Raw genomic sequence first — 9,988 nt, 5'->3', positions numbered from 1 at the left:
TCAACCCCGAAACTCACGAAGCCAATGAATCACGGCTAAAGCCGTCAGGCCAGATCCTTTTTTCAACAGCCTGCTAGGAGTGACGTACGCTCCTTAGATGCTGCTGGAAAAACGCCTTTAGATCCCGGAAGCTTTCAAAGCCGAGGACAGTCGCGAGCCGTGTGACCGTGGTTGGTGAAACGGAGCAAGCGGTCGCCACTGAGCGGGCGCTGCCAAAGGCTACGAGATCCGGCCTTGCCAGCGCCTTTCGGGCAACCTGCTCCAGCTGTTTCGGAAGCCTGAGGGTTCTGGACGCAACCATGCCCCTAAGCTCCGTCACATCACAGGGACGCCGTGTTGCCTCGCTTGCCTTCATTACCGCTTCTCCATCGCTCGCCGATGTTTCACCAACCCGGTCGAGCCGCTATCGCAAAGACACGGGTGCCTTCTTCGAGACGGACTCAATGCAGGCAAGGGCGATCGAAAGCGCATTGCGCGCATCAGCACCGCCCGGCCCTTCAGTCATTTCGCCGCGACGAACGGCTCTCACGAAGGAGGCAAGCTGCGCCGTGTAGCCGTGAACGAAATGCTCGGTGTCGCGGCGCCAGGTATCGTTGGAGGTGCCGTCCTTGTCGAACAGCGTCATGCTTGAGCGGCGCACATCCCCCATCGTCACCATGCCACCGGAGCCGAAGACCTCGCCGCGGATGTCATAGCCATACATTGCGCAGAAGTTCGCCTCGGCGACAGCAATGGAGCCGTTGTCGAACCGGATGGTGACGACCGCCGTGTCATGGAAGCCTTTCTCACGGAAATCCGGCCGGACGAGTGCGTCAGCAACGGCCATGACCTCGATTGGCTTTGCATTTGGGTTCAGCCAAAGAAGCGTATCGAAATCGTGGATCAGCGTTTCGTAGAAGATCGTCCAGTGCGGGATCTTGGCGGGATCGGCGCCGAAGGGACCGGGATCGCGGGTCAGCGACCGCAGAAGCTGCGGCGCACCGACCTTGCCGGCATCGATCGCGGCGCGTCCTTCCGCAAAAGCCCGATCCCAGCGCCGATTGAAGCCCACCTGGAGGGGCATGCCGGCTGCGCGCGCAGCAGCAATCGCCCTATCGGCGTCCTCAAGGGTCAGCGCCATCGGCTTTTCGCAAAAGATCGCCTTGCCGGCCTCGGCCGCCTGTATGAGGACGTTCGTGTGAAACCGCGCCGGCGTCGCGATGATGACGGCATCGAGATCCGGACGGGCAAGCAGGTCAGCAACGTCGGTGTATGAGCTCTCCACGTCGAGCTTGCCGGCGAGAGCGGCGGCAGCCCCTGGCGCGGGATCTGCAATAGCGACGAGTTCGGCGTCGACAAGGCGGCGTGCGACGGTCTCACCGTGGAAGGAACCGATGCGTCCGGCGCCGATAAGGCCGACATTGACGGGCTTGTTCTTGGGCATGGGATTGATCCTGTCGGAGTTTAAAAGTTGTCAGAGGGTGAATGCTGTGCGGAAGGCCTCGAGCGCCACTTCGGGATCGCCGGCAGCCCAGGCTTCCATCCCGATCGGGCCGGAATAACCCATGGCAGTCAGGGCCTTTGCGATGCGGTTCCAGTTAACCTCGCCGGTACCGGGCTCAAAGCGGCCGGGCACATCGGCCACCTGAATCTCACCGATAAAGGGCAAGCATTTGCGGCAGAGTTCGATCAGGTTCCCCTCGCCAATCTGGGCATGATAGAGGTCGAGGTTGAGACGCAGACGCGGGTGATTGACGCTGGAGACCAGCGCCAGGGTGTCCTCAGCGCGGCCGAAAGGTACGCCAGGATGGTCGACCGGGAGATTGAGGTTTTCGAGCGTAAAGGTGACGCCTTCCTCCTCGGCCATATCCACCACACGGCAAAGCGTGTCGCGCGCCTTCAGCCACATGGCACCCGTAACGACTTCGATCGGCTGAACGGGCAGGCCTCTGTCTCCAAGGCCCGTACCGTGAAGATTGAGCCTTTGGACGCCAAGCCGCTTTCCAATCTGAGCGGTCTCGCGCGCTGTCCTCAGGAGTTCTGCTGCACCCTCGTCGTCCGTCAGGCGGCCGGCAAGGTAGCCGTTCATGATCGTGAAGGTGGCGCCGGTCGCTTCCAGTCTATCGAGATCATGTTCCGGCCAGTTCCAGAGGCCGACGCCGAAACCCATTTCCTTGAGGCGCGAAGCACGCCATTCGATCGGTTTGTCGCGCCAGAGCATCTCTGCACAGGCGGCAAGTGGGAAGGGAGAAGTCTTGGATGCACTCACGGTGGATTCCATATTTTGTGGACATGACGATGGGTGGAGCGGCGCGAAAAGCGCCGCACCGACAGACTGGGATGTGAATTCGATCAGATCGTTCCGCCGAGCTCTTCGGACAGTGATTGCAACTCCTTGCCCCCGGCCATCAGGTTCTGGAGCTCGTCAATTCCGATGACGTCCTTCGTGTAGGTGCCGAGCGTCTTGCCGCGATTGAGCACCGTGAAGCGGTTGCCGACCGCATAGGCGTGGCGGACATTGTGCGTGATGAAGATCACGCCGAGGCCCTTGGCGCGGACTTGGTTGATGTACTTCAGCACCATCGAGGTCTGGGCGACGCCGAGCGCCGATGTCGGTTCGTCGAGGATCAGCACCTTGGCGCCGAAGTACACCGCGCGGGCGATCGCCACGCATTGCCGCTCGCCGCCCGAAAGCGTGCCAACCGCCTGCTGCGGATCACGCACGTCGATGCCGATCTTGTGCATCTCGTCGCGGGTGACGTTGTCGGCCTCGTCCATGTTCATGCGTTTGAAGGGGCCGAAACCGACCAGTGGCTCCCGCCCCATGAAGAAGTTGCGTGTGACCGACATCAGCGGGATCATCGCAAGGTCCTGATAGACCGTGGCAATGCCGGCATCAAGGGCATCGCGAGGCCCGGAAAACAATCGCGGCTGACCATCGACCAGGAAGTCGCCCGAAGTCGGCTTGTGCACGCCGGCAAGCGTGTTGATCAGGGTCGATTTTCCGGCGCCGTTGTCGCCGAGCAGGCAGAGTACTTCGTTCGGGTACACATTCATGGACACGCCATTGAGGGCGATAACCGAGCCGAAATGCTTGACGAGGTTTCTCACCTCGACGAGGGGCGTCTGAGATGTGCTCATCAGCGTTCTCCCGTGACGCGTTTGCGAATGACGTTGTTGAAGACGACGGCGGTCAGCAACATGCCGCCGAGAAAAACGAGATACCAATCCTGGTCGATCGACGTGTAGGTGAGGCCAATCAGCACCATGCCAAAGACGATCGATCCGAAGAACGCGCCGATGGCCGAGCCATAACCGCCTGTCAGTAGGCAGCCGCCGATGACCGCGGCGATGATCGCTTCGAACTCCTTTTGGAAGCCGCGACGGGCGTCCGTCGAGCCGGCATCGAGCACGGTCAGGATGGCGACCAGCGTGGCACAAAGGGCGGTGACGACGAAAAGCGTCGTCTTGACGCGGGCAACCGGTACGCCAGATTTGCGCGCGGCGCGCGGATCGCCACCGGACGCAAAGATCCAGTTGCCGAAGCGCGTGCGCAGTAGAACCCAGGTGGCAAGAAGTGCGATCGCGACAAACCACAGGATCTCGACCGGGATGCCCGGAACCTTGGGCGTGCCATTCGGGAAAGTGTCGATGATGCCGGCCTCAGCAAGCCAGGCGAACAGGCCGGGAAAGGCATCGCCGGAGAAGAGCGGCGCGAGCGGGCTGTCGACCACTGCTTCCTTCATGCCGCGAAGCTGCGTTGCGCCGCCGCTTGCCCATTTCAGGCCAACGAGTGTCAGACCGCGCAGGATGAAAAGAAAAGCGAGCGTAACGATGAACGAGGGGAGACCAGTGCGCATCGTGAGTTGCGCGTTCATCACTCCGATGAAGACTGCGAAGGCGATCGCGACAAGGATCGCCACGCTAAGCGGTACCTGCCAGACGACAAGCGCCGTTCCGAAAACGAGGCCGGCAAAAGCCACCATCGATCCGATCGACAGATCGAACTCGCCGCCGATCATTAGAAGCGCCGCACCGACGGCAAGAATGCCGAGTTGAGCGGCGGGCGCCATGAAGTTTACGACACCCGCCAGCGTAAACATGGCTGGGTTGGCGGTCAGCAGGAAGAAGACGGTTACGAGCACCAGACCGGCGACGGCGCCAAGTTCGGGACGCCGCAGAATTCCAGTTAATGTCGATACCTTCTTAAGCCGCTCGTCGGATCTGACGGCAGACCCATTTTGTTCGTTGGCGAGGGTCATGGTTCGTTCCTTAAATCTCGGTCATTGCCCGTGCGTGCGACGACTGCGTGCGAACAAAAGTCCAGCGTCGGTCGAATGCGCGGCGACAAGGGCGGCCCCGTTTGCACGGGGACCGCCGAGCTCCGCCTAGCGGATGCCCTGGGAGGATTTTTCGATAACGGATGCGGCCGCGTCCTTCTCGACGAAGCTCGGGCCGGATGCCACGTTGCCGGCAGGAATGGTGCCGTAGCGCGCATTGAGCGCCAGGAACGTCACCGGCAGATAGCCCTGCAGGTAGGGTTGTTGATCAACCGCAAACAGCGCCTTGCCGTCAGCAACGGACTGCAGGAAGCCTGCCGAGAGGTCATAGGAGGCAACCTTCACCTTGTCGCCAACCCCCATCTTCTCGACGACGGCGACGGCGCGCTCGCCGACCAGCGGGGCGGATAGCCCGAGCACCACATCGACCGACGGGTCGGAGGTGAGTGCCGCCTGGATCTTGGCCTCGATCTCGGCCGGGTCTGCCGTCGTCGGCAGGATCGTCACCTTGCCACTTTCAAACCCCTGCTCCGTGCCGGCGCAACGCTGATCAAGTGCGGCATTGCCGACTTCCTGGTTGACGCAGAGCACGTGCTTGAGGCCGAGCGACTTGAGCTTGGCACCAACCTTGATGCCGGCCGGAAGCTCGTCCTGGCCGACATGCAATTTGATGCCGAGCTTTTCGGCTGCAGAAATTCCGGAGTTCATCGAGATCACCGGGATGCCCGCGGCAACCGCCTTCTCGATCGCCGGACCGAGCGCGTCCGGATCCGGGTTCGAAATAACGATCCCGGCAGGGTTCTGGTTCACGGCAGCTTCGATGAGCTGCGCCATCGCCACCATGTCGAAGGTCTCCGGCGCGCGGTAGTCGACCTGGACGTTGCTATCCTTACCGGCCTGCATGATGCCGTTCTTCACGATCGACCAGAACGGGTCGGACGCCTGCCCGTGGGTCACCGCGATGATGGTGGGCGCCTGAGCCTTCGCGCTGATGGCGGCCGTGGTGGCGACGCCGAGCACGACCGCGCCGAATGCGAGCTTCTTCATAATGGATTTCATTTGTTCCTCCTCCAGTCGCCACACCCTCCACAGGATGGCGACAAAAACGATTGCTACCGGGTGCATTTTTGTTTGCTACCGGGTGCAAACGGGTGCATATTACGCTGGAATGAATTAAAAGCAAGCATTCATTTCATCTGAATTGGAAATGGAATGCATATTCCATTTCATAGGGAGGCTCCATGCGCAAACGGGCGACAGCGAAAGAAGTGGCAGATGCCGCGGGCGTTTCAAAGTGGACTGTCATACGGGCATTCACTCCGGGCGCGTCGATCGCCGAGGAAAGCAAGCGCAAGGTCCTCGAAGCAGCCGCAGCGCTCAACTACACGCCAAACTTGCTTGCCCGAAGCCTTGCGACGAATTCCACCAATCAGGTGGCCGTCTTCGTCGATGACTTTTCCAACCCTCAGAAGTTGCCATTCCTCGAGACATTGACCGAGAGACTGCAAGCCGAGGGGCTGGTCGCCGTACTGATCAATATCAACACCCACTTCGACCACGTGCACGCGTTGCTTCACGCAGACCAGCGGCAGGTCGATGCCGTCATCCTCTTCGGCACGGCGTTTCGGAGTGAGACGCTCACCGATCTGCAACTGGGCCGGGGGACGCCGCCTATGTTTGTGCTCGCGAGAGACAGCCAGATCGAGGGAGTACCGGCTGTCGTGTGTGATGCCGAACTGGCGCTAAGGGAGATCGTCGGTCATCTGCACGAAAGAGGATATCGCCGCCCCGGCTTCATGACGGGCGCGACCGCCTTGTCGACCGCTCTGAGGCGACGGCATCACTTCGCCGACTTCTGGAAAGAGAAGGGGGTGGACGACATCGCGGTTCTTTCGGCTGAAAAATACAGTGCCGACGCAGGAGCCGTAGCGATCCGTAGCTATCTCAATCAGACTGCTCCTGCCGACAGAATCGACGTTCTGATGTGCGAAAACGACATCCTGGCGCTCGGCGCGATGGATGAGATCCGCGGACGATTTGGCATGCGCGTCCCCGAGGACATCGCCGTCGTCGGCTTCGACAACTACGAATTCTGCGGATCGCCTGCCTACAGCCTTACCACCTATGAGCAGCCACGGCAGGAGATGGTCCAGGCCATCGTGGGGATGATTGCGGGACGGCTGGAGCCGGAAACAGTGACGCTGCCGGGCACCCTCGTGGTCCGCAACTCCACCTGACGCGCCTGCATTGGCGAGGCCCGCCTCTCTCAAGGAAACCGAGCTCCCTCGTCCGAATTTCCTATACTCTGCGGAGAAAGCACTCATGTCGGAAATATTGATCTGCCCACCGGCGTCCGCCTTGCGGTAAGCCCCCTACCGGAACCGACCCCTTCCTCGTCATTGTGATGGTGACAGCGCAGCAGCGCGGGCCTGCGGCCACACAGAACACCCACCGGCTGACAAGATGTGTGCCATCAAGAACGCGTGCGAAGGCCTGCCATCGCCCTGTAGGCGTCGTCGAGAGCACTGTCGTCTGCGTAATGCGTGTCGCACGCGGTTTCGAGTGCCCGCAGGAGATGCTCGGCAACATCCAGTCGGCCCTGACAGAAGGCTCGTTGAAACGCCGCAAGGATATCGTCTTGAAGGTCGTTTTGGGAGAAACCAGTCATCGCCAACTTCCTCGCAACACCTTGCAGCTTCCAACGCTGGCAAGGTCAAGCGTCTCCAATCCGCAACCGAACCTGTTGCCAGTGCTAGAAACTCAGTCTCCCTCCGACGCTTGGCTCTCAGGCTCTGCGGCCGCGCCCCCCTCCAGCGCCTGCCGGCTGAGCAGCCCCGCGTCTTCCAACCGCTCGAGGTCGGGCAGCTCGCGTAGCGTCTCCATGCCAAACACGGAGAGAAAGTGCTTCGTCGTCACGTAGGTATACGGCGCGCCAGGCGTTGGGCTCCGTGGTCCGGAGACGAGGAACCCGGCATCGCGCAGGCTTGCAATCGTGTCACGACTGACCTCCTTACCGAAGATTTTCGACAACTCCCCGCGCGTCACCGGTTGCAGATAGGCAATGGCCATCAGCACGGCCGCCTCGTGCTCTAAGAGGCGTGCTCCCCCTGAGCGGGTCGGCGCCTGCGATGCCCGGATCGCCGGCGCGTAAGCCGAACGGCTTCGATGTTGCCAGCCGCCGGCCACAGTAACGATGTCATAGGGACGTGCGCGCAGTTCCTCGCGCAGATCGTCGATCAGCAGGTCGATGCTGCAGTCCTTGCCTACCACACGCGCCAAGGTCTCACGGGTGACAGGCTCGGCGGAGGCGAAGATCACCGCCTCGACGCGCAGCATCCATTCGCGCCAGCGAAGCTCCGCCGGCAGATCCTCCAATTCCCGGTCAAACAACTGTTCACTTGCGCCGTTCGTCTTCGCGCTCCGTGGTCCCCTCCTTGCCGCCGCTCCGGTCATCGTCACAACCCATATACCCGGAAGGACAGCCGCCCCGACAGTTCGCGCACCGCGCCGGCGGCCTCCAGCCGTTCAAACAGGCGCTTGCTCGCCCAGCGGGACAGATCCGTCCCGGGCGCCGCGACCGACACGGCATCTTCATCGAGCAATTTGCGGATGACCGGTTCGGCGCCCTTGGTGCGCACCTTCGACGCGGTCGCGACAAGCAGGTCCGCGCGCCGGGCAATCTCGCCGGCCGAACGTAGCGCAGCGCTAGCACCTTCGACCAGGGCGAGGCACACGGCACGGGGGAAGGCGGTCTCGCCCGGCCGCACCCGCCCTCTGCCTCCAAGCGTGCGGAAGGCGGGGCCATAGCGCTCGCCCATCAGCAGCGGCACGGGGACCGGCCAGTTCAGCATGGAGGCGACCAGCACATCGGCGAGTGCCCAGGCGAGCGGCTCGGCATCCGGGCGGGCAGCGTGGATGGCGCTCACCAGGTCCGCCGCGGCAAAGGGCGCGGCGCGTCCGGACTGCAAGGCAGTGTCGGCATGATCGACGGCGGTCGCCAGACAGTCGTCCCAGGCAAGCTCCAGTAGGTCAGCCAGTTCGGCGACACTTTTCGAGGAGAAGCCGGGTTTTCGGCTGACAAGCCTTTTGTAGGCCAGAAACACCTTTCCGGCCGGTCCCGGATCGTCGCCAGCGGCAGTGAGCATAAGCGCATCACGCAACGCGGGTTCGTCCTCGGTGCGCCCCATCAGCCGCACCGCCACGGCGGCACATTTCAGCGCCTGGCGGGCGCGCCAGCAGCCGGCCCACTGCGGTTCGGCTTTGACGAGATCGTCGAGCGATTTCAGGGCGATGCCAGCTGCGAAGGCCGCGTCTGGCTCGGTAGGCTCACGGCCGCGAGGCAGCGCCCAGGGCGGCAACTGAGCGGACGGAAGGGACGGCGATGACGACTGGAGCTGGCGCGAATCCATGTTGCCGAGCTTATGCTCCGCGTGCACTTATAGCCATCAAATTCGACACAAACCGCACAGCTTGTCGATTGCAGATGATGTCCGATAATCTTGCCTTATCGGACATTTTGCGCTTTATAGAAGGAATGGCCCAAATCGTCGCGCAAAACCGTAAAAATCACGCAAAAGAGACCTCTGCTCCGTCTGACAGCACGGCCCATTCTGGTGATGATCCGGCGTTGGTGTCGGCGGTGGAGAGCCCCTCCCCTCTTCCCGCCCATCTCGAAGACCTTGCCGATCGCGCCCGCGGCTATGTCGAGGCCGCGAGTTCCGCCAACACCCGCAAGGCCTATGCCTCCGACTGGAAGCATTTTTCCGCCTGGTGCCGGCGCCAGAACCTCGCTCCCCTCCCCCCGGATCCGCACGTCGTCGGGCTCTACATCACCGCTTGCGCCTCCGGAACCACCGAGCGCAGCGTGAAGGCCAATTCCGTCTCCACGATCGAGCGCCGCCTCTCGGCGATCGCCTGGAATTGCACCCAACGGGGCCAACCGCTCGACCGCAAGGACCGCGCCATCGCCACCGTCATGGCCGGGATCCGCAATCGCCATGCCGCCCCGCCCCGGCAGAAGGAGGCGATCCTGCCGGAAGACCTCATCGCCATGCTCGAGACCCTGGAACGCGGCACGCTTCGGGGCCTGCGCGACCGCGCGATCCTGCTCATCGGCTTTGCCGGTGGCCTGCGCCGCTCCGAGATTACCGGTCTCGACCTCGGACGCGATCAGACCGAGGACGGGCGCGGCTGGATCGAGATCCTCGACAAGGGGCTGCTGCTGACCTTGCGCGGCAAGACCGGCTGGCGCGAGGTCGAGATCGGCCGCGGCTCCGCCGACACCACCTGCCCGCTCGTCGCCGTCGAGACCTGGATCAGGTTCGCCAAGCTCGCCAAGGGGCCCCTCTTCCGCCGTGTTACCGGACGCGGCAAAGATGTTGGACCGGACCGTCTCAATGACAAGGCGGTCGCCCGCCTCGTCAAATCCGCGGCCCTTGCCGCTGGCCTGCATGGCGACCTCGGTGAAGACGAGCGGGCGGCCAGATTCTCCGGTCATTCGCTGCGCGCCGGCCTGGCCTCTTCGGCCGAGGTCGATGAGCGTCATGTGCAAAAGCAGCTCGGCCATGCGAGCGCGGAAATGACCCGTAAATATCAGCGCCGGCGCGACCGTTTCCGGGTCAATCTGACCAAGGCATCCGGGCTTTGAGAAGCCCTCCCCCGCTTGACGTGTGAAGCCGTTAGGTAAAAATCGAGGGCGTGAGATTTCAGCTTAGCGCTTCAATTGAAAT

The 9,988-nt window shown here is 62.4% G+C and carries 10 protein-coding genes; 2 read left to right on the top strand and 8 right to left on the bottom strand.

Features of this window, described 5'->3' with window-relative positions:
- Positions 1-73: 73 nt before the first annotated feature.
- The 6 genes from AC3WWH_RS32325 to AC3WWH_RS32300 all read right to left on the bottom strand — a co-directional run bounded on the left by AC3WWH_RS32325 (position 74) and on the right by AC3WWH_RS32300 (position 5,318).
- Positions 74-301 (bottom strand): MurR/RpiR family transcriptional regulator, encoded by a 228-nt coding sequence (locus tag AC3WWH_RS32325; RefSeq protein WP_306341300.1) that lies wholly within the window; start codon positions 299-301, stop codon positions 74-76.
- A 102-nt stretch (positions 302-403) separates the two neighbouring features.
- Complete coding sequence (locus AC3WWH_RS32320) at positions 404-1,423, bottom strand: Gfo/Idh/MocA family oxidoreductase (protein ID WP_058323355.1); 1,020 nt, start codon at positions 1,421-1,423, stop codon at positions 404-406.
- A 30-nt stretch (positions 1,424-1,453) separates the two neighbouring features.
- Positions 1,454-2,248 (bottom strand): TIM barrel protein, encoded by a 795-nt coding sequence (locus AC3WWH_RS32315; RefSeq protein ID WP_058323385.1) that lies wholly within the window; start codon positions 2,246-2,248, stop codon positions 1,454-1,456.
- An 83-nt stretch (positions 2,249-2,331) separates the two neighbouring features.
- The gene (locus AC3WWH_RS32310; RefSeq protein ID WP_058323354.1) at positions 2,332-3,120 is read right to left on the bottom strand and encodes an ATP-binding cassette domain-containing protein; all 789 of its coding nucleotides are present in this window, start codon (positions 3,118-3,120) and stop codon (positions 2,332-2,334) included.
- Positions 3,120-4,241: an ABC transporter permease gene (locus tag AC3WWH_RS32305; RefSeq protein ID WP_058323353.1), complete on the bottom strand. Its 1,122-nt coding sequence runs from the start codon at positions 4,239-4,241 to the stop codon at positions 3,120-3,122. Before AC3WWH_RS32305 ends, AC3WWH_RS32310 begins: the two co-directional genes overlap by 1 nt.
- Positions 4,242-4,367: 126 nt before the next feature.
- Positions 4,368-5,318, bottom strand: a complete 951-nt coding sequence (locus AC3WWH_RS32300; RefSeq protein WP_058323352.1) for a sugar ABC transporter substrate-binding protein — start codon at positions 5,316-5,318, stop codon at positions 4,368-4,370.
- A gap of 182 nt (positions 5,319-5,500) precedes the next feature.
- Between AC3WWH_RS32300 and AC3WWH_RS32295 the strand changes: the two genes are divergently transcribed.
- Positions 5,501-6,496 (top strand): LacI family DNA-binding transcriptional regulator, encoded by a 996-nt coding sequence (locus AC3WWH_RS32295; protein ID WP_058323351.1) that lies wholly within the window; start codon positions 5,501-5,503, stop codon positions 6,494-6,496.
- Positions 6,497-7,019: 523 nt separating this feature from the next.
- Here the strand turns inward: AC3WWH_RS32295 and scpB are convergent.
- On the bottom strand, positions 7,020-7,712 hold the full coding sequence (gene scpB / locus AC3WWH_RS32290) for an SMC-Scp complex subunit ScpB (protein WP_058323349.1): 693 nt from the start codon (positions 7,710-7,712) through the stop codon (positions 7,020-7,022).
- 2 nt (positions 7,713-7,714) lie between these two features.
- Positions 7,715-8,668, bottom strand: coding sequence for a DUF1403 family protein (locus AC3WWH_RS32285; RefSeq protein WP_058323348.1), 954 nt, complete (start codon positions 8,666-8,668; stop codon positions 7,715-7,717).
- 125 nt (positions 8,669-8,793) lie between these two features.
- Between AC3WWH_RS32285 and AC3WWH_RS32280 the strand changes: the two genes are divergently transcribed.
- A complete protein-coding gene (locus tag AC3WWH_RS32280) occupies positions 8,794-9,906 on the top strand; it encodes a site-specific integrase (RefSeq protein ID WP_058323347.1) in 1,113 nt (370 codons plus the stop codon).
- Positions 9,907-9,988: the final 82 nt, after the last annotated feature.

It is taken from the genome of Ensifer sp. EB106-03-01-XG145, assembly GCF_058792075.1.
The sequence above is the reverse complement of the archived record's forward strand: the minus strand, read 5'-3'. Positions and strand labels throughout refer to the sequence as shown.